Annotated in this window: 21 protein-coding genes and 1 pseudogene; 16 read left to right on the top strand and 6 right to left on the bottom strand. The window is 47.2% G+C overall.

The features are described from left to right. Window positions 1-38: 38 nt before the first annotated feature. Window positions 39-1,691, bottom strand: coding sequence for a cysteine--tRNA ligase (gene cysS, locus QT987_RS20260; protein ID WP_333243497.1), 1,653 nt, complete (start codon window positions 1,689-1,691; stop codon window positions 39-41). Window positions 1,692-1,792: 101 nt separating this feature from the next. Beyond that, complete coding sequence (locus QT987_RS20255; RefSeq protein WP_333243494.1) at window positions 1,793-1,915, bottom strand: hypothetical protein; 123 nt, start codon at window positions 1,913-1,915, stop codon at window positions 1,793-1,795. A 203-nt stretch (window positions 1,916-2,118) separates the two neighbouring features. On the opposite strand from QT987_RS20255, the gene QT987_RS20250 reads away from it, so the two are divergent. The 13 genes and pseudogenes from QT987_RS20250 to QT987_RS20190 all read left to right on the top strand — a co-directional run bounded on the left by QT987_RS20250 (window position 2,119) and on the right by QT987_RS20190 (window position 13,230). Further along, window positions 2,119-2,382, top strand: a complete 264-nt coding sequence (locus QT987_RS20250; RefSeq protein ID WP_333243491.1) for a hypothetical protein — start codon at window positions 2,119-2,121, stop codon at window positions 2,380-2,382. Between the two features lie 98 nt (window positions 2,383-2,480). Then, window positions 2,481-3,845 (top strand): DUF4912 domain-containing protein, encoded by a 1,365-nt coding sequence (locus QT987_RS20245; RefSeq protein ID WP_333243488.1) that lies wholly within the window; start codon window positions 2,481-2,483, stop codon window positions 3,843-3,845. 386 nt (window positions 3,846-4,231) lie between these two features. After that, window positions 4,232-4,363 carry a hypothetical protein gene (locus QT987_RS20240; RefSeq protein WP_333243485.1) on the top strand — a complete coding sequence of 44 codons (132 nt, stop codon included), beginning with the start codon at window positions 4,232-4,234 and terminating at the stop codon, window positions 4,361-4,363. Between the two features lie 460 nt (window positions 4,364-4,823). Then, window positions 4,824-6,140 (top strand): ABC transporter substrate-binding protein, encoded by a 1,317-nt coding sequence (locus tag QT987_RS20235; RefSeq protein WP_333243481.1) that lies wholly within the window; start codon window positions 4,824-4,826, stop codon window positions 6,138-6,140. A 326-nt stretch (window positions 6,141-6,466) separates the two neighbouring features. Next, on the top strand, window positions 6,467-7,360 hold the full coding sequence (locus tag QT987_RS20230; RefSeq protein ID WP_333243478.1) for a sugar ABC transporter permease: 894 nt from the start codon (window positions 6,467-6,469) through the stop codon (window positions 7,358-7,360). A gap of 98 nt (window positions 7,361-7,458) precedes the next feature. Continuing rightward, window positions 7,459-8,322: a carbohydrate ABC transporter permease gene (locus QT987_RS20225; protein WP_333243475.1), complete on the top strand. Its 864-nt coding sequence runs from the start codon at window positions 7,459-7,461 to the stop codon at window positions 8,320-8,322. Window positions 8,323-8,491: 169 nt separating this feature from the next. Beyond that, on the top strand, window positions 8,492-9,574 hold the full coding sequence (locus QT987_RS20220) for an ABC transporter ATP-binding protein (protein ID WP_333243473.1): 1,083 nt from the start codon (window positions 8,492-8,494) through the stop codon (window positions 9,572-9,574). A 333-nt stretch (window positions 9,575-9,907) separates the two neighbouring features. Next, window positions 9,908-10,255, top strand: a complete 348-nt coding sequence (locus QT987_RS20215; RefSeq protein ID WP_333243470.1) for a hypothetical protein — start codon at window positions 9,908-9,910, stop codon at window positions 10,253-10,255. Between the two features lie 513 nt (window positions 10,256-10,768). Then, a complete protein-coding gene (locus QT987_RS20210; RefSeq protein WP_333243467.1) occupies window positions 10,769-10,960 on the top strand; it encodes a hypothetical protein in 192 nt (63 codons plus the stop codon). 12 nt (window positions 10,961-10,972) lie between these two features. Further along, window positions 10,973-11,206, top strand: a pseudogene (locus tag QT987_RS20205) (DUF3574 domain-containing protein); the annotation flags it as partial. A 99-nt stretch (window positions 11,207-11,305) separates the two neighbouring features. After that, window positions 11,306-11,572, top strand: coding sequence for a hypothetical protein (locus tag QT987_RS20200; RefSeq protein WP_333243464.1), 267 nt, complete (start codon window positions 11,306-11,308; stop codon window positions 11,570-11,572). Window positions 11,573-11,900: 328 nt separating this feature from the next. Then, on the top strand, window positions 11,901-12,413 hold the full coding sequence (locus QT987_RS20195; protein ID WP_333243461.1) for a hypothetical protein: 513 nt from the start codon (window positions 11,901-11,903) through the stop codon (window positions 12,411-12,413). 28 nt (window positions 12,414-12,441) lie between these two features. Then, complete coding sequence (locus tag QT987_RS20190) at window positions 12,442-13,230, top strand: cobalt-precorrin-6A reductase (RefSeq protein ID WP_333243553.1); 789 nt, start codon at window positions 12,442-12,444, stop codon at window positions 13,228-13,230. A 325-nt stretch (window positions 13,231-13,555) separates the two neighbouring features. Here QT987_RS20190 and QT987_RS20185 read toward each other — a convergent pair whose 3' ends face one another. The 4 genes from QT987_RS20185 to hpsA are packed head-to-tail and all read right to left on the bottom strand — an operon-like array spanning window position 13,556 to window position 21,140. Further along, window positions 13,556-14,158, bottom strand: a complete 603-nt coding sequence (locus QT987_RS20185; protein WP_333243457.1) for a GspH/FimT family pseudopilin — start codon at window positions 14,156-14,158, stop codon at window positions 13,556-13,558. Between the two features lie 58 nt (window positions 14,159-14,216). Next, window positions 14,217-15,305 carry a hormogonium polysaccharide secretion pseudopilin HpsC gene (gene hpsC, locus QT987_RS20180; protein ID WP_333243454.1) on the bottom strand — a complete coding sequence of 363 codons (1,089 nt, stop codon included), beginning with the start codon at window positions 15,303-15,305 and terminating at the stop codon, window positions 14,217-14,219. Window positions 15,306-15,360: 55 nt separating this feature from the next. After that, window positions 15,361-16,074 carry a hormogonium polysaccharide secretion pseudopilin HpsB gene (gene hpsB / locus QT987_RS20175; protein WP_333243451.1) on the bottom strand — a complete coding sequence of 238 codons (714 nt, stop codon included), beginning with the start codon at window positions 16,072-16,074 and terminating at the stop codon, window positions 15,361-15,363. A gap of 2 nt (window positions 16,075-16,076) precedes the next feature. Further along, complete coding sequence (hpsA, locus tag QT987_RS20170) at window positions 16,077-21,140, bottom strand: hormogonium polysaccharide biosynthesis protein HpsA (RefSeq protein WP_333243448.1); 5,064 nt, start codon at window positions 21,138-21,140, stop codon at window positions 16,077-16,079. A gap of 368 nt (window positions 21,141-21,508) precedes the next feature. On the opposite strand from hpsA, the gene QT987_RS20165 reads away from it, so the two are divergent. From QT987_RS20165 to QT987_RS20155, 3 genes are all read left to right on the top strand, one after another. Then, window positions 21,509-21,778, top strand: coding sequence for a hypothetical protein (locus QT987_RS20165; protein ID WP_333243445.1), 270 nt, complete (start codon window positions 21,509-21,511; stop codon window positions 21,776-21,778). Window positions 21,779-21,902: 124 nt separating this feature from the next. Continuing rightward, window positions 21,903-22,094 (top strand): hypothetical protein, encoded by a 192-nt coding sequence (locus QT987_RS20160; RefSeq protein ID WP_333243442.1) that lies wholly within the window; start codon window positions 21,903-21,905, stop codon window positions 22,092-22,094. Between the two features lie 183 nt (window positions 22,095-22,277). Beyond that, window positions 22,278-23,042 (top strand): sulfotransferase domain-containing protein, encoded by a 765-nt coding sequence (locus tag QT987_RS20155; RefSeq protein ID WP_333243439.1) that lies wholly within the window; start codon window positions 22,278-22,280, stop codon window positions 23,040-23,042. Window positions 23,043-23,135 lie beyond the last annotated feature (93 nt).

Genomic DNA, 23,135 nt, shown 5'->3' with positions numbered 1-23,135 from the left:
TCAAACAAAGTCGGCCTCCGCAGACTATGAATTTAGTTTCAACCACGATGCCAGATGGTTGTACCATCCTTTTGATCGATCAAAGTAATCCCATTATCCTTAAGTTCGTTGCGGATGCGATCGCCCTCAGCAAAATCCCTAGCTTTCCGGGCATCTTTCCGCTGCTGAATCATCACCTCAATATCCGCATCACTCAAACCGTCAACAGCATCATTGCTATCACTTTCCGGCTGAACTTCTAAACCCAAAACCCCAGCCAAACTCACCAAAGTTACCCATTTTTGCTGCAACAAATCCGGCGAACTTTCTGTTTTTCCCTGATGCACTAAAACATTGCCTTCTTTGGCCAATTCCTTAGCCAATTCAAACAAAATCGTCACAGCGCCGGGAGTATTGAAATCATTGTCCATCGCTGATTGAAATTCCTGCACAGCTTTGCTATCCTGTCCAGTTTTCTCAACGTCCCAACTCAGTTGAGAACCGTAGCGCAGCCCAAACAGCAAACCTTCATTGATGGTATTCCAGCCATTTCTAGCGCTAGCGATCGCCTCTTCGGTAAAATCAATTTGACTGCGATACTGCGCCATCAACACAAACAGCCTCACCGCCATCGGTTCCACCGCTTTTGACTTCTCGCTTCCTTCCTTCTTACTCCCCCCCTTACCAAGGGAGTCTTCATTCTTACTCCCCCCCTTACCAAGGGGGGGCTGGGGGGGGTTAGATTCATTCTTACTCCCCCCCTTACCAAGGGAGTCTTCATTCTGACTCCCCCCCTTACCAAGGGGGGGCTGGGGGGGGTTAGATTCCAAATCACCCGACCAATTGCCCTCCAACAAATCGCGAATTGTAATAAAATTGTGCAAAGATTTCGACATCTTTTTGCCATTGACAGTCACAAAAGCATTGTGCATCCAATAATTAGCAAGTGACTTGCCAGTCGCGGCTTCAGATTGAGCAATTTCGTTTTCATGGTGCGGAAAAGTTAAATCGGAACCGCCGCAGTGAATGTCAATAGTTTCGCCCAAGCAATCGCGCACCATAGCCGAACATTCAATGTGCCATCCGGGGCGACCTTTTCCCCAAGATGAATCCCAAGCAGGTTCTCCGGGTTTAGCGCTTTTCCACAGGGCAAAATCAGAGGAATCTTGCTTTTTTTGAGCTTCTATTTCTGCGGTTTCCAATCTACCGCTAGCCCCGGCCTGCATTTCTTCCAACTTGCGGCCGGAAAGTTTTCCGTAATCGGCAAACTGCCTCACGTTATAGTAAACGTCGCCGCCGGAAGCATAGGCATAACCTTTATTTTCTAATTCGTGAATCAGCCGTTTAATGCCGTCGATTGTATGGGTGGCGCGGGGATATTCATCGGCCCTGAGAATATTCAGCTTGTCCATATCTACAAAATATTCCTCGATGAAGCGTTCCGCCACGGCTTCCATTGTGGAATTGGTTTCGCGGGCGCGATCGAGAATTTTGTCGTCAATATCTGTAAAATTCTGCACGTAGCGCACATCGTATCCCCGCCACATCAGATAGCGGCGCACCATGTCCCAAACAATGTAAGCGCGGGCGTGGCCGACGTGGCAGTAATCGTATACCGTAACGCCGCAGCAATACATCCGCACCTTTCCTGGTTCGAGGGGATCAAAAGGTGATTCGCGACGGGTCAAGCTGTTGTAAAGCGTTAGAGTCATTCGATTTTAGATTTTAGATTTTAGATTTTAGATTTTACAAGATTTACGCAGAAGCTCTATGTGTAGGGTGTGCAGTGCCCACCTTATCTGTATAGGTAGCGTCAAACCTTTTTTGGGTTCAGGAATGTTGGTTTGTAGTTGCGATCGCCCGTTAGCGAAGCTCGCACAAGAGTACCGCCCAACTGCCAGCCTACCAAATTTTGTACTAAATCTCCTCTATCCATAGTACCGCCCTGGCCGACTCAATCTCACATCTAATTCATGTCAGGGAATGTTGACAATTGTTTCCCTGACGATCCCCACAAGCGCTTAATTGTCAACATTCCCTGACAAAGTGATCCCCAAAATCACGAAAATGCGTATAAGTACCCAGAATTAAAGGAAAAGACCCCTTGACCCGATCGCAAGTTGTCTGCAACATTGAGTCATGACAAAACGATCCCAAAGAAATGCTTCGATTAAGCAGCACTGGGAGTCGAATAGCGCGTGTGCTGCCAGCACAGCGTTGCTAGCAGCACCGATCGCACTCACAAAATCGATCTTGTCAATCAAGAATCGACAGATAAAGCTTTATTTAGATCGAACGGTGCGCGCAGAAGCCAATAAGTCCAAACCCCCGATCGCATTGGGGAAAAGACAAGCTAAAAACAAGCAAGGCTTCAAAGGTTGGAGAGATTTGGAAGCTCGATAATATGTGGATTAAAAAGAGTTTCTAACTCAAAAAGTCAACACATTTGTGTTGAAACGAAAAATCTAACCCGCCATCCTAAATTAGTGGAGAACAAACTCATGGCAAAAGAACGCCCACCATTAGAAGAGATGACTTTGCGACAACTCCGCAGAGTTGCTAGCGAATGTGGAGTCTCTCGCTACAGCCGGATGCGGAAATCGCAACTCCTGGCATCAATTCAAGAAATTCAGCGCACCAAATTTTCCTACAGCCCATCTCGCAAACTAGAGGCACAAGAAGCAGTGGAAGCAGCAAAGTTTGAACTCGGTCAAGAAGATAGAACAGGCGGTTCTTTGTCGTCTGTAGATGAAGGTTTAGCAGATTTGCCCAACGGCTACGGCGAAAGCCGGGTGGTTTTAATGCCCCGCGACCCAGAATGGGCCTACACTTACTGGGACATTCCCAACGATCGCAAAGAAGAATTGCGTCGCCAAGGAGGACAGCAACTCGCCCTGCGGATCTACGACGTTACAGATGTTAACCTCGACATTCAAAGCCCGCACAGCATTCAAGAATATCCCTGCGACGAACTGGCGCGGGAATGGTACGTGCCAATCCCCGTGAGCGATCGGGACTACGCGATCGACATCGGCTACCGCTGTGCAGATGGCCGCTGGCTGGTATTAGCTCGATCGGCAGAAGTCCGCGTTCCTCCCGTCTATCCCAGCGACTGGATTGAAGATCAATTCATCACCCTCGATTGGGAAGAAGAATTGCAGGGCAAAACCTTCGCGGAACTGGTTCCTCCGGCCAAGAAACTCGCACAAGCAGTCAATGGCGGTGGTTACAGCACCAGCAACGCCATCTACGAACAAATCTTCGGCATGGCAGAATCGGCAGAATCCCTGCGTGTAGCGGGTTCTATCTTCGGTTCCATGCAGCACGTAGCCGGTTCAGTCCAGCAAGTCGGCATCCACGAACAAGCTCTCAGTTCCTACGTGTTCCCCTCCGGCGTCGGAATGTGGGCGGCTCCCACCATGTCCGGCCTCACCGCGTCGGGTGTCGGTATGTCCGGCCTCACCGCGTCGGGTGTCGGTATGTCCGGCCTCACCATGTCCGGTGTCGGTATGTCCGGTCTCACCATGTCGGGTTTCGGTATGTCGGGTGTCGGTATGTCGGGAGTTGGCTTCGCCGCCCCGATGCGCCCCCGCCAGTTCTGGTTAGTTGCTGATGCCGAACTGATTGTCTACGGCGCCACCGAGCCTGACGCTACCGTCTACGTAGGCGGACAGCCGATTAAACTCAATCCTGACGGCACTTTCCGCTTCCAGATGTCCTTCCAAGACGGCTTAATCGACTATCCGATTTTTGCAGTAGCAGCAGACGGCGAACAAAACCGCGCCATCCACTTGAAATTCAACCGCGAAACCCCAGAACGGCGCACCAATACCAAGCAGGATGCTGTTGTGGAATGGTTGGGCTAATCGCTCGCGGTCGATCGAGCAGCGGGCGATCGTTCAGGTTTGTGCCAATTTTTTAACCATCACAAGGCATAGCCTCAGCCGATCGTGATTTGTTAAGGTTAATCCCAGACAACAACCCATAACACCCCCTATACACCGTTCTCCTGTTTTGAGGAGCGGTGTTTTTTGTATTTAGTTTGTATTTAGGACTTACTCAGAAACCTGGTTTTTAGAGCAGAATAGATCGTCGATCGGGCGATCGACAAAAGTTATACCAATGCTTAAAAGTAGGGATAAATATAGATTGGATGCGAGCATCTGTAGGGACTTAGGCTGGGTGTAAGTCCCTACTTTGTTTCATCTGAGATATTGCACAATTCTCAATTACTTGTTTAGGAACAGGCAAGATGCCTGTTCCACAAAAGATGAATTTCATTGTGGAACAGGCATCTTGCCTGTTCTTGACAATGGTGCAAGATGTGAGTTTCATCCGATTGACAACTGCTATATTAGACAATTATCTCAATATCTCTCTATAGATAGATGTCTACTAAACTCCCCTTCCACCTACTTAAATCAAAATGTGCACTCTTCACTCAAGCATTATTAAGTAAGCTAAAGTTTACGTGAACAAACCTGACGGTCAACTGAGTACAGTTAGACCGCAGGCTTCTTTTTCCTTTTTTTCAAAGGCTTTTTATAGTGAGGTAGTTCCACCCCCACTTGCTAATATAGTATCCGAGTATTTCCAGATTATCAAGGGATATACAGAAATAATTGTCGCTTTGGGTACCTACACCCGACGAGCCTTTCATCCCAAGGAGTAATTCCCAACGGGGTACTTCGCGCAGCGCTCAGATTAATCCCCTTTAAATATACCGAGGGACTTCCCGGCTGGTAGTTAAATTTTTATTGCACAAACTGGCTAAATCCAGCGAAACAAAAGAAAGCGAGTTATCAAAGAAATAAGGCGATCGCACCGCCATTTCTCAAAAGCAAATGCAAAAAATAAATTCCCCGCAGCAACGAAGCCAGAAGCGTCCCCGTCTTTTAGCCTTATTCGCTGTCACATTAGCCACCGTCTTGCTTTTATTTATTCTGCCGGCACTGACTCAACAGCCAGTCGCGATCACCATGTTAATGCAAGGTCAAGACCTTGTTAACTGGAAACCCTTTGTCAAAGAATTTGAACAGAAAAACCCCGACATTCGCATCAACCTCATAGAAGGGCCTTTTGACAGCAATCTCATAGAAAATCTTTACACATCTGCCTTTCTTTTAGGCGAATCGCCCTACGACATCATCAACATGGATATTGTCTGGGTTCCCAAATTTGCAGCCGCAGGTTGGGTAAGCGATTTGACAGACAGAATTCCCCCCGAACAACTATCAAAATTTATCCAAGGAAACGTCGAAGGCGGGCGGTATCGGGGCAAACTTTATCGAATTCCCCACGCTTCCGATGCCGGAATGCTTTATTACCGCAAAGACATTTTAGAACAAGCGAAAATTCCAGCCCCGAAAACCTTTGAAGAGATGGTAAAAATCTCTCAAAACTTGCAAAAACAGGGAAAAGCAACTTGGGGTTATCTGTGGCAAGGTAAACAATACGAGGGAGTATCTGCGATGTTTGTCGAAGTGCTCTCCGGTTTTGGTGGCTTCTGGGCTAACCCGCAAACTTTTGAAGTTGGGTTAGATAAACCAGAAGCAATTAAAGCAGTGGAATTTCTCAAAAATACGATCGCCTCTGGCATTTCTCCTCCCGGTGTCACCACCTACGGCGAAGAAGAAACCAGGCTGTTATTTCAAAACGGCCAAGCGCTGTTTTTGCGAAACTGGCCCTATGTTTGGAAGCTGGCAAATGCCGAAGGATCGAATGTTAGAGGTAAAATTGCGATCGAGCCAATGCTCAGCAGTACCGGTCAAACAGGCGGTTCCTGCTTGGGCGGCTGGGGCTGGGGAATTGCCAAAACCTCAAAACATCCAGAACAAGCGTGGAAAGCAATTGAGTACCTTACCAGCGAGGAAACCCAGCGCAAATTTATTTTACAAACCGGTTTAGTTCCCAGTTACAAATCCCTATTTACCAACAAAGAAATAGTCGCCAAATATCCCCACTACCCGCAACTGCTAAAAGTAGTGGAACGATCATCTTTGCGCCCGCCCCTGGCACAATACGCTCAAGCTTCTGATATTTTGCAGCGCTATTTGAGTTCCGCTTTTACCGGGAGAATGAGTGCAGAACAAGCAATGAAAGCAGCCGCTAGCGAAACTCGCAATTTATTAGGTAGTTTGAAACAACCCCAAGCTTCGTAAATTTGACATCTTGCCTCTGTCAGAAACAGGCAAAATGCCTGTTCCACAAAGAGTTAGAAATAGGCAAAATGCCTGTTCCACAAAGAGTTAGAAATAGGCAAAATGCCTGTTCCACAAAGAGTTAGAAACAGGCAAGATGCCTGTTTCACAAAGAGTTAGAAACAGGCAAGATGCCTGTTCCACAAAGAGTTAGAAATAGGCAAGATGCCTGTTCCACAAAGAGTTAGAAACAGGCAAGATGCCTGTTCCACAAACCAGTTAATTCAATTGTGGGGAGTAGGGGTTGGGCTTCTAGCCCGCCCAAAAATAAATTAAAGGTGAACAAGATGCAATTAGACAAGATGCGACAGCGCGAACAAAAAACCGGGTGGATATTAGTAGCACCAGCTTTGATAATTCTGATGCTAGTATTTGCTTACCCAATATTGCGGGCTTTTTGGCTGAGTTTATTCACCCAAAACCTCGGTACAGAATTAAAACTGGTTTTTTCCGGTTTTGCTAACTACAGTCGAATGTTAGGTGACGGGCGTTTCTGGCAAACTTTAGGCAACACCACAGTATTTACTGTCGCCTCTGTTGTGCTGGAATTAATTCTCGGTATGGGCATTGCCTTAGTCTTAAATCAATCCTTCACAGGGCGCGGCATTGTTCGCACAATTTCCCTACTACCTTGGGCGCTGCCCACTGCATTGATGGGAGTAGCTTGGGCGTGGATTTTTAATGACCAATACGGGGTAATTAACGACATTTTGAGGCGTTTGGGATTGATTCAAAATAGCATTAGCTGGCTGGGAGATCCGACTTTGGCAATGATGGCAGTGATTACAGCGGATGTGTGGAAAACTACGCCCTTTGTCAGCTTGCTTTTGCTAGCGGGATTGCAATCAATTCCCGGTGATTTGTACGAAGCACACGCGATTGACGGCGCTAGTAGCTGGCAGAGTTTCCGTCAAGTTACCGTGCCCTTGCTGATGCCCCAAATTGTGATTGCTGTGCTGTTTCGATTTGCCCAATCTTTCGGCATTTTTGACTTGATTCAGGTGATGACGGGAGGGGGGCCGGCGGGGGCAACGGAGACGGTTTCTATCTACATTTACAGCACGGTAATGAGGTATTTAGACTTTGGGTATGGGGCGGCTTTGGTGGTGTGTACTTTTTTGATGTTAGTGGCAGCAGTTGCGATCGCCACTTATCTGTTATCGAGAGCCCGCATCAATTGATTTTAGATTTTAGATTTTAGATTTTAGATTTGAGGATTGTAGATTGTAGATTTTAGATTGCTGAACGGTTTAAATTTTTCCTTTCATTGGTATAAATTATGTCGATCGCCCGCGAACAACCTAGCAAAAAAACCTTTGACATCCGGCAATTAATCTTGCCAATCTCAGCGCTCTTAATTGTCGCATATTTCCTTGCACCCATTATCTGGCAAGTGTTAACTTCTTTCAAAGTAAATGCGGATATTTCGGCGATTCCCAACGTCTACATTCCCAAACGAATTACTTTCGAGCATTACCTGTCGCTGTTCCAGCGCCGCCCGTTTGCACTTTACATTTTAAATAGCGCTTTTGTTTCGATTACTTCAACATTACTGTGTTTAGCAGTAGGCGCTCCCGCAGCTTACGCTTTAGCCCGGTTGCGGCTGTGGAGCGAGAGAATTATCCTGGCAAGTGTGACGATTGTAACGCTATTTCCGGCGGTGCTGCTATTTTTGGGACTGCTGGAAATTGTCAAAGCTTTGGATTTAGGCAATAATTATTTAGCCTTAATTATTCCTTACACTGCTATCAATCTGCCGCTGACAATTTTGGTGATGCGGAGTTTCTTTCAACAGTTGCCAAAAGATTTGGAAGATGCGGCTAAAGTTGACGGCTACAACACTTTTCAAATGCTGTGGCAAATCGTACTGCCGATGACATTTCCCGCGTTAGTAACAACGGGAATTTTAACATTTATTTCAGCTTGGAACGAGTTTATTTTTGCACTGACATTTATGACTCGCGAATCTCTGAAAACTATTCCCGTCGCAACTGCTCAACTCAGCGGGGTGTCAGTATTTGAGATTCCTTACGGCCCGATCGCCGCAGCTACCGTTTTGGGAACTTTGCCCTTGGTTTTGCTGGTTTTGGTGTTCCAGCGGCGCATCGTTCAAGGTTTAACTGCGGGGGCGGTAAAAGGATAGTTTAGAACTGGTTCCTAGGCTCTGCCTGGGAACCGATATCTAGAGGCTCTGCCTCGCTTGTTAAACAGGAAAATTGGAGGCAGAGCCTCCGGATATGCGTTACCAGGCAGAGCCTGGAAACGAGTAAACAATCAACAGTCAACAGTCAACAGTCAACACTTTAAAAATCATGGCAAAATTGCAACTCAAAAACCTCAATAAAACCTACAGCCCTAAAGTTGTTCCCGTGAAAGACATTAGTTTGGATGTCAGCGAAGGGGAATTTCTGACTTTGTTGGGGCCGTCGGGGTGTGGTAAATCTACGACGCTGCGGTTAATTGCAGGGTTGGAACAGCCGACTAGGGGGGAGATTAGAATTGGCGATCGCAATGTCACTTATCTCAGACCGGGCGATCGCGATATTGCAATGGTTTTTCAAAGTTACGCGCTGTATCCGCACATGACAGTATACGAGAACATGGCATCGAGTCTCAAACTTCGCAAAATATCCTCCAGCGAAATCAATCGGTTAGTGACAGAAGTTGCGACATCCCTCGGATTGACGGAATTAATCGATCGCAAACCAGGAAAACTATCAGGCGGACAGCGGCAGCGAGTGGCCCTCGGCCGCGCATTAGTGCGCCAACCGGAAGTATTTTTGCTCGACGAACCTTTGAGCAATCTCGACGCATTATTACGGGAAAAAGTTAGGGCCGAACTCAAACAATTATTTTCTTCCCAAAAAGCTCCTGTAGTGTACGTAACTCACGATCAAACCGAAGCCATGACGCTTTCAACAAAAGTCGCAGTTCTCAACAGCGGCAACGTGCAGCAGCTCGATCCGCCACACTTAATTTATACTCGTCCGGCAAATCAGTTTGTAGCTGGTTTTGTGGGCAGCCCGCAAATGAATTTGCTAGTGCTTAAATGCCAGGAAAATTTTGCTAAGTTGGGGGAGTTTGGAGTTCCACTCCCAAATATGCCGACTGTGCCGCCAGAAATTGTCTTAGGAATTCGCCCGGAACACGTCGGCTTTGCAGATGTAGAGGCCGGCAAGATGTCGGCCCCAGAGGCAATTAAAGGTGAGGTTTTTTTAGTGGAAAACTTGGGGATGCAAAATTTAGTTAGCGTCCGAGTTAAAGGTGTGGAGTCAGTAACGGTGCGGGCTTTGCTGCCAAATGACCGCCACTGGAATTCCGAAATTGTAGAGCTGGTTTTTCCGCCTCAGTTGCTGCACTGGTTTGACGTGAAAACGGGCGATCGCTTGCAATAAGAATTTGCCCTGCATACCATGCTTGATTAAAAATTGTCTAACCATGTGTATAAAAATATGTTTTTTGCTTCTAACTAAGTTATGACTTTAGTTAGAGGTAGAACTATTTGGCTGCTGTTAAGGTGATATTCATGTGTGAAAAAGCTAATTGGCTGACACATAGGTTGCGTGTTTACCAGATTTTATCGCTAACCTATAACTCTATTTAGGTGGTTAATCGCAAGTTAAAGCTAAGTTGGCTTTACCTCGCATTAGCTGCTAAATTTGGAGCGAGTCAATTAGATGAAAAAATGTTGAAAATTATCACCAATTAACTTCGGGAGTATTACTGAGATGAATTTGATTTCCACAGCCATTGCTCGAATTAGTTCCCTGCTTAAGGGCTTTCAAATTAAGAGTTTTTTGAGTGTTGTCCTAGTCGGTTTTTTGCTGCTAACAACAAATGTTGATTCGGGAAGCAGTAACAAAGGTTTTGGCGCGCAAGCCAGCTCAAAGTCTGAGCTCAACAATCCTGAAAGACCCCAAACAACACGGGAATGGAGGCAAGAAGCTCGCGAAACCTCAGACTCTCCCGGCGAACGAGCTCAGAAGATTGGCCAAGAAGCAGGAGCAGCCGTGAAAGAAATGGGGGAGATGTATCAAGACACTGCTAAGAGAAGTATCCGCGAATTAAAGGATTAGTAGCTCCCACTAAAAAAATATAACACTGAGAAACCTGATTGCTTTCGGGGCGCAGCCAAGAGTGCTCGCCCTTCCGGGTTTCTGGACACCTGAAAAGTTTGACGTTTAAAATAGGTTGAGCTAGTTAATACGACAGACGCAATCAAGTAGGCAATCATAAATAAACTAGAACAGATGCTCAAAAACCCAGTTTCTCAGGTGAAACTGGGTTTTTGAGTTGGAAGTCTTTTATGTTAAATCAAATCCATTGTGACTTAGCTAGCCTCTGGAATACGAGTTCGAGGTCAAACTACGCAAACTTTCGTCTCTTTCCCTTTAGACGAATAAATAAGTGGTAAAGCGCTTAGGTTGCACCTAACATCTTGCACCATTCTCAGGAACAGGCAAGATGCCTGTTCCACAAAGAGTGAATTTTCTTGTGGAACAGGCATCTTGCCTGTTCATACAAAGCTTATTGAGAATGGTGCAACATCTCAGTTGCACCCTACATATAGAAGTTGCAGGTAATTCCTGATGAATAAACATCTTAACAGTCTTTGCTTAACCGGCCTGCTGTTCATCCTGCCTGTTTGTTCTGCGACAATTGCCGGCGCTCAACTTCCCGAAACTTCGGAGACTAATGCCAAGCAAACAAATCTCCTCAAAAATGAACTATTTTTTGGCTTAACCAAACCGGGATGCGAGACAATTTATGAATCAGAATAGCAGGAGTTTGTCAAGGCAGTTATTACCCCTCGCTTTCGGGAATGGCTAACCGTATTAGACGGCTCAGGGCAGTTTCTCAACAGATCGGGAATTCTGATTAGAGAAAACTCTAAAATAGTTATTTTAATTTATGAAAGGAGTCCTAAAAAAAATCAAGCTATTCAGGAAATTATCGAAACTTACAAGCGCACTTTCCAGCAAGAGTCAGTGCTGCGGGCAACCAGCGAAGTTAAGGTTTCTTTCTGATGTGGTCATCCAATCAGCGTATTTATGATATTATTCGTGGTAATCAAGGTCATATCCTCAAAGATACTTAGGGTGCGGGTGCAAGAAAAATCATAATTTGTGGGTATCGATCGCAGACTGCAAAAAATCGCTATAAAAACCTGGCCGGGAGAAAACAAAAATATGATGAATGACGGCAACCAAAAAGCTGAAGCGCCTGAAACCGAGGATGCACAAAATTTGTCCGGCATGGCGAAAGCTTTTCTTGTGAACGTGGCTTGGTCTTACGCAGAGGCATTGGAGCTAATGAAACGATCGCGAAATCCACAGGAACCAGCGCCGCAATCTCCTATAGAACAAGTCGAACCCGATACTGAAAAAAATTAATGAAGGACTATTAATGCGATCGATTTGCCAAATTATCTGGGGGTGCGATCGCAATAGTCAATTAGCTGTTTTGAGTTAAGAACAATCTACTCAGAACAGCGAACTGTGCAGCTTAAGCCGAATTTGTATTGGATTTTACAATAAAAAAAAACTGAAAGCCCCGTGACCCTTCAACAAGCTCAGGAAAAGCTTTAGTCCGGGGATGACAACTGCGTTGCAGGTTGGAACCTCAACCTATATCTATCCCTAAAAGGGATTTAAACTACACTAATGTACGGTTTTACCGCTACAGTGTACAAAACAAATAACCAATTTTTAGATCGGTCTCATGTCTAATTCAAAAATGATTGGTAAAGCGATCGCAAGTAGCCTTTGCTTGGGCATCCTCATTAGCTTCAACGCCGCCCTCGGTTCAGCATCCGCAGCAACACCAACAATTGCCCAAGAAACAGCAGCCCCGGCCGCTAGCACCCTCGACCAGCAACTCCTAGGCCAATGGCAAGGCACAGTCCCCTCCGGTCAGTCTTTCACCTTCGTCTTTGCGCCAGAAGGCAAATTGTTTCTCATGGCTAAAGGCCCCGACGGAGCTGCCCGCGCCAAAGAAATGAGGTACAAAGTTAATCTGGGTGAAAAACCGATGCACATTGATGTCGGCCTCAGCAGCACAGAAACCGTTGAGACTGTTTTTGAGTTGACTCCCGAAGGTCAAATGCGGCTTCAGTTGCAAGGCACGAATCCCGGACAGGCGAGGCCTAATTCCTTAAACGAGCAGGCAACTGTGTTTAAAAAGGTCTCCGAGGCCACTGCACTGCCTGCTGACACTCAAGTCATCGGTTTTTAAGGAAAATTGCAGGCAGAAGTATAATTTGGTGAAAAAACGGTTGCTAATTTTGGGGGGGACGGGGGATGCTGCGGAACTGGCGGTGAGAGCGTCTCAAATTGCTGATATAGAGGTGGTTTCTTCGCTAGCAGGACGCACTCAACAGCCTTTTACCCCCAAAACGGGTACGGTGCGAATTGGGGGGTTTGGTGGGGCGGCTGGGCTGGCGGCGTTTTTGCGCGTTAGCTCAGCCCGCCCCTACGGGGACTACGCCCACGGAGTCGATCGCCCGATCGACTTCTTAATCGATGCTACTCATCCGTTTGCGGCTCAGATTTCTGCCAATGCTGCTGTTGCTGCTGCTGAATGTAATGTGCCCTTTTTGATGCTGGTGCGGCCTGCTTGGGAGAGGGTGGAGGGCGATCGCTGGATTGAAGTTGCGGGCCACTCGGAGGCTGCGAAGGCTTTATTAGGGCTGTCTCAGCGGGTGTTTCTGACGATTGGTAGGCAGGAATTGGCTGCTTTTGCTGGTTTGGATGCTATTTGGTTTTTGATGCGGGCGATCGATCCTCCGGCAGTCAATTCTCCTATTCCTAATGGTAAGTTGTTATTAGCAAGGGGGCCTTTTTCTTTGGATGAGGAGCGCCAATTACTATTAGAATATCAGATTGATACTATTGTTAGTAAAAACAGTGGGGGCGGTGCTACTTATGCGAAAATTGTTGCGGCTAGGGAACTGGGAATTCCGGTGGTGATGGTGCAGCGGCCGCCGATTCCCGATGTTGAGCAGGTTGCTGATGTTGCAGGGGCGATCGCTTGGTTAGTTAAGCAGTTATAATATCAAATTGGTTAGCATTGGAATAGTAATTTCGAGTTCACTGTTAACAGTTAACGGTTGACTGTTCACTGTCAACAGTCAACCGTCAACTTCATTTCGGTGTTACCGGAAATGATATTAGTAGGGTTTCAAACATCGGCCAGGTTAGGTCTTTTAGTAATAGTTGATTTCCGGGCTGGATGATTATTTGTTTTAGTTCTAGTTGCATTTTTTGACTGTTTTAAGAGGATTTGAAATATAAAATAATTTCAGTTAATAGATTTTAGCAATTCACAACTTATGCGGAATTGCTGTTACAGATTAAGATTCAATTTATTGAAAGCTATTAGGGGCAGCCAGTTACGGGATCATTTCCTTCAGCAGTTCTCATGCCTCCTATGATAGTGTCCACGATCGCACACTGCTTAGCACCACCGTTAACAGTAGAAACTGTGGCAACAAACGGAGTTGTGGAGGGCCTACCCTGATAGTCAAAAGTGATTGAGGGTGCATTAGTTAAAAGTCTAATAGTGCCGGGTTTAATTTCGCCTCCGCTGCTGAAAGTCTCTTTTCGTATCTCTTTTTTTAACGGATCGGGTTCTGCTGGATTGGTATCTATCTCAACTCTTGGCGGATCGAAAGATGGGGTAGAAGATGAGGTATAAAATGTAACTCTGACATCCCGCTTAGTTCGCTTTGCTTCGCTTTGTGCAGTTCGTAATGATTGGAAAACTCGATCGTTCACTGTGCGAACTCTTTGTCTGTTGATGAATCCCAGCCAGCTTGGAGCGGCGATCGAGCTGAATATACCTATGAGCAACGCTATCACGAGCACTTCTAGAAGGGTGAATCCTCCATCGCCTTTTCTGGATGCAGTTTTGTTGAAATTAGGGCTGGGCTTGGCAGCCGATTTATGCAAAAGTTTTAATAATATTGGTGGGGTTTTCATCGTATTCTCCTATTGTTTATCGGCGGGCGGCGATTCGGAAATGTGTTTCAGGCATCAGTTAGTTTCCTCGCGCACCTAGACCTTGTACTTGCACGGTTGCTGTTGGGAAATATGCCGATTTGTTGGCATCATAATCAGCATCGTTGGCTTGAAGGCGGCGGAGACTATTTCCTCTGATAGTCACTCTGGCTATGTTTTTAGAGGTATCTACACAAGCGTAGAAGCTATTTATACCTTCTGTATCGGTTACTCTTAGGGTTGTTTCTGTCAATGGTTGTGTAGTTTTGAGATTGATAGGATTACCAAGAGCAGTCTGGCATTCAGTTCCTAGCAATGCCGTATCCGAGTTTTTAGTGTGGTCGATGTAGTTAACCAGTACCTGGGGCTTTGTTGCCCCGGATTTAGGATTTGTTAGTCCCGTCGGATCTGTCACTTTTTCTGTTGGTTTAGTAAAGTCAAACTCTTTACTAAAAGCTGGATCTCGTTGTTGAGTGTCTTTTGTGTCAGTATCACTGTAGTAAATATCTGCAATACTTGTCGCGTCAGGGTTTTTGATTCCATCCGTAATTTCATAGCGGGCTATACGGCTAGGACAAGTGCCTCCTGAAGGCTGACACCAAGTAGCGTCGCTGTCTTTAATTTGGTAGTAGGCAACTAATGATAGTACATAGGTGTCGTTGCATTTACCAGGGTTAGTATCGCAATCTTTTGGTTTTACCGTCTTAGCAACTTCTGGGTTAAAAGGAATAGAATTTTTCCTCGGTTGCTGCTTCCAAAATACGAGGATCGGAGTTCCATTATCAGGTTTAGGAAGTTGGTCTTTGATAGCAGGGATGCCTGTAGGAGTAGTGGTGAGAGTGCTGGTAGTGGCGGGATTATTATCGTAAATATAAATAGCTTGACTCAAATCTTGGGAGATGAAATCAGCGGCGGCCTGAAGGTCTTGCTCGGTATTTGATTTGACTTGTTCTCTCCTGTCGGTATTCAACATATCGACTACAAAACCGAGCATCGGCGTGATGATTAAAAACGCCATAATTGCTCCGACTAATAGCTCGACCAAAGTCATGCCCTTTTCGGTTTGAACTGGCCCGGAGCGGTTTCGCTGGTGCTGACTTTTTAGAAGCAACCTGAGTAAAGTTTTCATTTTGACTTTTCCTTTGTCAAAGGGGGGGAGCGGTTTTAATCTAATAACAAGGAATTTAATTTGTACACTTTTGAGAATCACCTTGGAGGCGAGTGCACAACGATCCATAGGAGGAGGTCTCTCCTGTAGTAGGGGGAATTTGTGATTGCATTACCACCAAAGGCGCTTGAGGATTGCCCAGACCGGAATTAGCGACTGATTGCTGTGTAGTTGTCATCGGCTTTCCGGTAAACCCGTCGGCTCGGTAAACCCGCACAATCAGGTTGTAGCCTGTGTCTGTGGGAATAGTGGTTCCTGTATTTGGGGGACGAACACCCTGAATATAAAAGTCTTTGCTGCTAGCACAACCTCCCCCATCCGTGTCAACGCAGTACAAACCACTGGAGCTTGTAGGAGCAGCAGGAATAGGATTAGCATCTGCGGTAGGAAAACCTACTGGGCTTTTTGCATCATTAGGTCTGATCGCCCCCACTCTCAGAGCGTCAATGTAAGCTCTCCCCGCCATAGCAGCCAGTTCGATCCGCCGCGCTTGGACGCGAGTTGCTACTGAGTAAGCCATCACAGGGGCGATCGCAATCATCAGTACCGAAACCACAATCATCGCTACCAAGGACTCGATAATCGTGTAGCCAGAATCTTGTGGCTTCAGTTTTTGGGCGCAACTGCCAGATTTACTCTCAGTCGGCTGGCTGCTGAATCCTGTTTCTGTCTTTGCTCCCTTGAATAACAAGGGTTGCGAGTAGCTGTTGTCTTTTAGTAGTTTATTCATGGTTAGGCACCTGCTTTAGATTTGCAGAATGAATCTGTTGGGCGCAACTTGTCGTCAGTGACAGCTTTCGTTGTCCCGTCCTTATCAAGGAAAGCACACAACAATGTTTGTACCCACTCATCATCGCGAGGTACTTCCTGGAAATACTCATCCGGGGTGCGTTTTGTGGGAGGAGTCGTGAACTTTCGGGTAAACAAGTCGGGTGGCTGAGATAGTAAGCCCAAGTCATAACCCCAATTCCGAGCAGGAGGGGTGAAGAATGGAAGGGCACCGGCGCCGGCATCTGTTCTGTATAAAGCTCTTGGAACACCGCCAGTGTAAGTGACTGCGGGTGGGGCTGGACTCGGTGGGTTTGGCGGTGAATCGAAAAGACTCCGCAACTTAGTACCTAAAGCTATCTGCTGGGAAGCCAGCGGATCTAGAATCGGGATATAGGGCGCGGTGCTGTAAGCACTCCGGCCGAACTGAATAAAGGAACCCTGGATGTTTGTGGAAACTGCCCCGGAATTCCAGCTTTCCAAGAAGCGGGGCAAGTTTTGCAGGCCTCCGTTAAAGTCACCGACATTACCGAACGAGCGCGAAGGAGTATCGTTCGAGCCTACGACCATATTAAATGTTGTGTTTACAGCCCTCGTTATCCACCCGGTTGCGTTCACAATAGCTGTACCTAATGGCAAGCTGGTCGATGAAGTAACTGCAGGCGCCGCCGTTACAGTTTGGATCTGCAAAACCGGCATTAATAGCGGCTGCGAGCCTTCAGCTACGGTTCCTGGGAGTGCTGATAATGGGTATTCGGGTAGTGATTTTGCGGCTAATTTTGGCATATCTGCACCGCTCCCGTCCTTCCGCGCCTGGTTAAACACATAGGGAAATTTTTCTGAACCATAAGTCACTGTAGTACCGCCAGCCACAGCAGTCGTGGCAAACCACAGAGAATTATCTGTTAAATTTGTGCCTGGCCCAGCAACAACTGCTGTGCCACTAATCCCTAAAGGCGTTGGATTGTTGTTTGCATCTAGCACCAGAGCACTTGGAGAGGTGCTTCTTTGAAAAGCAACTCGGCGGGGGAAGCGTTGATATTGGGGCGCTGGGGGAGCAGCAGTTGTTCCGGCTAGCCAATCTGCAGAGGGCACACCAACATTTGCAGAAAGCTTAGTTTGCGGATTGACGAACCAGTCTGCATCCTTACAGGCAGAAACCGGGATTTTGTTACAAACTTCCATTAAATACTCTGGGAATTTCCCGCGTCGCTGCACTGGAGTAACAAAGTTGTTGAAGTAAGAACTTGTAATCGGGGGAGTGGTGGTGACGTAGGTAGCATCTGTCAGCGCTGTAGTGCTAGCACCTGTGGTACCTAGTAAATTTCCGTTGTTTGAAAACGCCCCGCTGGAAAGTCCGTTTGTCACAAAGTTGTTGCTGTAAAATCCTTGCTGTTTGCGATACATTACAGCAGCAGCACCGGCATTATTTCTCAGGTCAAAATCTCCCTCGTTGCGGAAGCCAAAACGGTAATTTTTTGAAAGCAGGGTGACAGCATCTGCCAGTATGTTGGCGGGACGCCAGGTGTCGCCGGTTGTACATTTACCACCTAATCTGGGGTCGTTTGGGCGACAGGCAAAGTTCTTATTGAGGTTTGCGGCTGCGCGATCGTAAAAGGCACTCCAATCACCCACGGCCTGAGTAAACTCTTCGCCGGAGTGAAGGTTAAATTCGTTTTTGATGTAAACGGGTAAATTAGATGCCAAAGTCAGCCCCTTTTCCATGACCACATCCGCCACAGTAGCGGAGGAACCAGGAAGTCTGCCTAGCTCCTTACCATTGACAAGTAGAATTCCGTTGGGCTTGCGAGTAGGGTCTAGCCGGGAATCTGTGGGGCTGACTGTTGCGCTACTACTTTCATCTATGCCACCTGCGGCAAGACCAGGGCGAGCACTGCGATCGGGCAGCGCATCGTCGCGAGTGGCATAAATAATCCCGCTGTTTGGCAGTAAATACTCGTCCGTTCCAAATTTAGTCCTTCGCAGTACATCAAGGTCTATCTGAGTGGCACGAATTTCTAAAGGTTGCCTTTCTTCTAAGGGCTGGTTGTAATTCCCTGTTAGTTTTGCTGCTTGGGCACCTGTGGTCGGGCTGCTCAGCGTAAAGGCTTCGTTAACGTTGGTGGTAGTCGGATCATCACGATCGATCGCCTTGATTTCTCTGGCATTCAAAAATGCTACTTCTTGGATAGCCCCGTGAGGAATCAGTGCCGGATTGGGAGCTATCTCGCCCTTAAGTATCTGTAGCGCGCAATTCGTTGAGTCGATCGCAGCTTTTTCTGCCAAATTGCGATCGGTGTCTGCTTTCACAAGAGCATCTCTCAACGGCTTATTAGCAAACCGACCGTCGGGGAAGACTAAATTAGCTTGCATATCTAAAGCGGCTTCTCCGCCACTAAGCAAGCCTGTTGTAGCAGAAAGCGTTGAAGCGCCACCCGGTCGCGCTTTCGGGGGGGCGTAGGTGATGCCGTTGTTGGAGCCGATAAAGGTCTGCCGTCTTCCTAGCCCAGGTGCGCGTGTTGCGATATCTGGTGCGAGCGCTCCCTGGCCGCTGACATCGGGTAGGCTTCCCGTCGAAATGTTTCTCGCTGTGGAAGCGTTGCTAGGGTCGTAATAGGTGCTTACGCAGGCCAGCGGTTTGTCATTCAACTCTCCCTTGGCCGGGGGATTATCTTTATAGTGATAAACTACCGTCGCCCGCATCCGCAAATCGCCTTTGGCATATTTCCTAGCGGTGGTAGCTTGCTCAACAATACCTGGAAGTAGAGTAGTAGAGGCGACTGCTGGTGGGAGAGTGGCGCTGATATCGGTAGGACTAGACCAAGCTGGGTCCCAGCTAATCCAGTTACCGGCAACATTATCATATACTTCTGACCCCTGCCCCAGTGGTGACATCGGCATGGAGTCGGGCCAGACGACACGGTACTGCTCAGTGGCGGCGGTCGTTGTTGGGTCGTCGTAAGTAGCAGTAGGGTCTAATTCCCCGCCTTTGAGCGCACCACTCGAAGGATTTATCCAGCTAGGCGGTGGGAGGAATGAATTAGTGCGATCGTAAACCCCTGCACCAGTAATGACGCGCAAACCGCCAATGCCATCCAAGGGATTTTTCGGGTTTCTTGCTGCTTCTTGTTCCCAAAAACCGTTGCGGTCTGTCGCTCCTACATCAGCGATCTTTGTCACCTGGGACGATCGAGTGCGCGGAAAATTAGGATCTAGGGGGTCGATCGAATTCCACTTCGCTGCTGGTATTTCTTCCGGCTTACTGGTAAATTCGGATTTGGTGGCGTCCCATCTCTTGGCTGGTAGGTTGTTGCCTACCACAACGCGATCACCCAGAAATTGTTCTTCTTCAGGTTCTTTTGAGGGGTCTGTTGCTTCTAGCTGAGCAAGCGTTAGGTTAACTTTGGTTTCCGCAAGGCTTGTCCATTTGTCTATTGGTCTTAGGGTCTCTTTTGTGCCTTCAATGGGTGGGGTTCCGGCAGGTGTTGACCACGGAAGACCGTAACCCGCCGTTGCGTCTCCTCCAAGTGGCACTTCCGCATAGGGAACCTTGCGGAGCATCTGCTTAAAATATTCTGTCAGCGCTTGTTTACGATCTAGGGTTTGCGGTCGCTGCCGCACTGACAACGGATCGTTAGCCTCCGGGTTGGGACTGGCGGGGTTTCCCATCTGCCCTTGTACTAGCAAATCTAGGCGCTTTGTATAGGCTTCGTCATTGTAAAGAACATTCAATCTAGAATCGCTAGTTGATTCCGTACCCGCCTTAATTTCTAATTTTTTACTCAGCATGAATGCGTTTTTTCCGCTCGTAGGGAGGCTACCTTGTTTGAAAAGGTGCACGTCCACTGCATTCTTAACGGTGTTGTTACCAGACCAACCATTTACTACATTACCAGCCACAACAATTTTGCTACCTTCTTGTTCGTAGAAACAAGAATCTGGGCTGCTGACCTGATACAGTTTTATGCTGTTAGAATTATTCAACCCTGTCACTAGCAAATTACTGTTTGTGAATATCCGCCCGTTTAGATTCAACGGAGGTCCCGGCGATATGTCTAGATCGTTTTCATAAACAACCGCGTTGTTGGGGATCGGAATAAGAGCTTGGTCTTGCTGATATTCCAGGGCTGAAATGCTAGAAGTTCCTGTGAATTTTTGATACTTAGTAGGATCAGGAGCAGCCGCAACATCTGCTTCTGTCATCGGTACGTTAACTGTATAAACGAAAAAACTTTTTTTAAGTTTCCCGTCTATCCTGTACCAGCCTGAGTCCCCCGCTAAAGTAGCGACCGTACCTCCACCCTGTTCGCAACCAGCCTTAAGTGGCTTCTGCGGTGGCTTTCTTGCCTCCAACGGCTCTCTTTTTCTTTCAAAGTCCCCCAAAGTAGGGGCTTGCGTGCCCCTTGGGGGGGTGCGGAAGAATATGCCGTAGAGGGTAAAACTGTCAAATTTGCCATCTCCATTTGTATCGACGGGATATCTCCAAGCAGTATTTATAGATTCGTTGGTTTCGATATCAAAGCCAGTATCGTTAACCTTAAAATCGGGACTTATGCCACCGCTACCGTCTAGGTCATACTTAAGTCTCAGGCGTTCTTCGTCCCCAAAGGTATAATTATCAACTGTACTTCCAGGTGTAGTGGGGTTGGCGATCGGCAAATACAAGTCTGCATCAGAAGGGGTACCCCGATTCTGGGTTTGCTCCAGCAGGAACTGAATTTTCGCTTTTGCCCGATCGAGCGCGGGAGTCGCGGCCGCCAGCACCTGCTGGTTCACGCGCACGTTACGCGCCGTATTCGCCCGATCGAACGATCGCAGGGTAATCGCCACAGTCAACAAAATGACTACCAGCAACACCATCGTCACCGTCGGCAGCACAAACCCCGCCACCGGCAGTCTCGCCCTCCGGCCCATAGCCATCAGGGTTTGCAGCATTGCTCTCATCAGCCGCTTCGCCCCGGATCTGGTAACACCAGCAATCCGCCGCAGCAGGGATACGATAACTTTGGATAATTTGCTCTTAAACATTGACGCCTTCCTGAATAATTTCAGAGATGGTATTGCTGGTAGTTACTGCTCGACAGTACAATCCCATCTTTATTGTTCCCATTTTCCACAACCTGCATATCAGCCTCTTGCACAAATTTTAATTTGTACCTTGGCTGAAAAATAAAACCCACAAACCCACAACCAAAATCGCCGCCGATAATATATTTTTCAGCGAAAGATTTGCCCCGCAGGGATTAGATATTCCTAACTCCACTCTAATCTAGTTAAATTGAAATGTCAGGGGTCAATCGATTTTCGATTTTCGATTTTCGATTTTCGATTGACTTGCGCGAGATAAATGCGGGGGCTTGAGGATTTTCGATTTTCGATTGACTTGCGCGAGATAAATGCGGGGGCTTGATACCACCTTTGAAATTCGTGGTCAGACCCAGAGTGAATGCGATCGCCCAAAAACAGCGATCGCGATCGTATCCCATGTATTTCCCAGCCCTTATCTGGCAGGCTTTGTTGTTGTGTTCGCCTTGCTAGCGCTTTTCAACCACCGGAATCTACAATCACGATCGGCCCATCGAATCGTTATGCCTGTCAGCGCGATCAAATCTAAATTGGGCGATCGAATTGCCGTAATGCCCCTAAGTGCGATCGAATTGCCCTAATGCCCCCAAGTGCGATCGAATTGCCCTAATGCCCCCAAGTGCGATCGAATTGCCCTAATGCCCCCAAGTGCGATCGAATTGAGATGTTGCACCATTCTCAATAAGCTTTTTATGAACAGGCAAGATGCCTGTTCCACAAGAAAATTTACTCTTTGTGGAACAGGCATCTTGCCTGTTCCTGAGAATGGTGCAAGATGTGCGATCGAATTGCCCTAATGCCCCCAAGTGCGATCGAATTGCTGTAATGCCCCCAAGTGCGATCGAATTTCCGTCTTGCGCCCCAGCCCGCCGGGGGTTAAAAACCCCCGTCTCATAGCTAAAGTCCTCTAAAGAGGACTAATCAAATATTAAGATATTAGATATATAAATACATCTTCAGTCCTTTTCAAAGGACTTGCGCTATGAGACGGGGGTTTTAACCCCCGGCGGACAATCGGTACAAATGCCAAATCCGAAACACTGTCAGTACAAGTGCCAAATAAACCTAGCATCCCCACCCATGAAACAACCCCCCAAACCCCCCGACTTCATCATCATCGGCGCCCAAAAAGGCGGCACAACATCCCTGTACAATTACCTAATCCAACATCCCCAAGTCGCCCCCGCAGTCCAAAAAGAAATCCATTACTTCGACTTCAACTTCGACAAAAGCCCCGACTGGTACTACGCCCAATTTCCCCAGCCCCAAACAAGCGAAAATCTAGTAACCGGAGAAGCCAGCCCCTACTATATCTGTCACCCCCAAGTTCCCCAGCGAATTTATGATTTATGTCCCAAAGTTAAAATAATCGCCCTGCTGAGAAACCCAGTAGAACGCGCAATCTCCCACTATTATTACTATATCAAAATAGGCTACGAATCCCTATCATTAGAAAGTGCGATCGCCGCCGAACCCGAAAGACTCAAAGGCGAAATAGAAAAACTCCAAGCCAACCCAAACTACTACAGTTACGAACACCAACACCACAGTTATCTAACCCGCGGCATTTACGCCGATCAACTCCCAGCCTGGATGAAACTTTTTCCCAAATCACAACTTTTAATCCTCAAAAGCGAAGACTTATATACCAATCCCTTCGGCACATACAACAGCGTCTTAGAATTTCTAGAATTGCCGCCGCACCAACTACAAACCTACGAAAAATACAACGCCACCCAATATACCCCCATCAGCGAGACAGTATACGACCAATTGAGAGCATATTTTCGATCGCACAACCAAAGACTAGCCCAATTGTGCGATCGAGACTTCGGCTGGGACTAATCATTTCGGGAATTGTAGGGGCGGGTTCACCCACAATAATCGTCAATAATCCACAATCTCGTAAACCCGCCCCCACCCAACGGTAAATCTATC

It is taken from the genome of Microcoleus sp. SVA1B4, assembly GCF_036700545.1.
In the GTDB taxonomy this organism is placed as follows: Bacteria; Cyanobacteriota; Cyanobacteriia; order Cyanobacteriales; family Microcoleaceae; genus Microcoleus.
The sequence above is the reverse complement of the archived record's forward strand: the minus strand, read 5'-3'. Positions and strand labels throughout refer to the sequence as shown.